Genomic DNA, 1,124 nt, shown 5'->3' with positions numbered 1-1,124 from the left:
TGGCGCGCTGCTTTGGTGAAGCGTTTGAAACCCTTTCCGAGTTTCGAGGTGTATCTATTGCTGCCATTAATGGTTATGCCATGGGGGGTGGGCTAGAAGTGGCGTTGGCGTGTGATATTCGAGTGGTCGAAGAGCATGCCATACTCGCGCTGCCAGAAGCGAAAGTTGGGCTGCTTCCTTGCGCTGGCGGTACACAAAACCTCACCGCGCTTGTTGGCGAAGGATGGGCCAAACGCATGATTCTTTGCGGCGAACAAATCAGCGCCTCTCTGGCAAAAGAACTAGGCTTAGCGGAGGAGCTAGTGCCAAAAGGGGAAGCCTTAAGTAAAGCGATTGCGATGGCTGATTCGGTTGCAAATCAATCACCTTCTTCGGTCGCCGCGTGCAAAATTCTGATTCAAAACATGCGCTCTGCGCCACTCAAACACGGCTTAATGAAAGAGCGTGAATTATTCCTCGATTTATTTGATACCGAAGATCAAACAGAAGGCGTACGCGCCTTTCTTGAAAAGCGTCCACCTAACTGGAAGAACCAATAGGAGGCTTCATGGTAGGAACGGTCACCATTACAGAAATGGATTGTGTCGATGGCGTACATCGCATCGGCGTCGCGACGTTGGATAACACGCCATCACTGAACGCATTGACGTTCGATATGTTGCTTCAACTTCACGATCAATTGATCAAATGGCAACATGATCCGCACGTGGTTTGTGTGGTGTTAAGTGGTGCGGGAGAAAAAGCATTCTGTGCTGGCGGGGATGTGCGGGCGATGTATCACGTCATGCACAATGAGAGCAAAGAAGCGACCGTAGAATTTTGCACAAAATACTTTGCGTTGGAATACGAGTGTGACTATCTAATCCATACCTACAACAAACCCATCATTGGATGGGGGGAAGGCATCGTGATGGGTGGTGGCATGGGGCTGTTTATGGGCACAAGCCACAAGGTTGTTACGCCAATATCGCGTTTAGCCATGCCAGAAATCAACATCGGTCTATATCCAGACGTAGGTGGTACTTGGTTCCTTAGTCAAATCGATCCCGAAGTGGGTTTATTCCTTGGCTTGACCGGTGCGCTCGTTAATTCGAGTGACGCTGTCACTACTGGTCTGGCGGATT

General features: G+C 49.8%; 2 protein-coding genes. Both read left to right on the top strand.

From position 1 onward, the window contains the following. A partial coding sequence (locus tag R7E78_RS24450; protein ID WP_318058382.1) for an enoyl-CoA hydratase occupies nucleotides 1-539 on the top strand: 539 nt, incomplete at its 5' end. 8 nt (nucleotides 540-547) lie between these two features. Next, on the top strand, nucleotides 548-1,124 hold a 577-nt coding region (locus tag R7E78_RS24445; protein WP_318058381.1), incomplete at its 3' end, for an enoyl-CoA hydratase/isomerase family protein.

This window comes from Vibrio sp. YT-19(2023), assembly GCF_033337395.1.
Note: the sequence above shows the minus strand (reverse complement) of the source record. Positions and strands in the feature narration are given on the sequence as shown.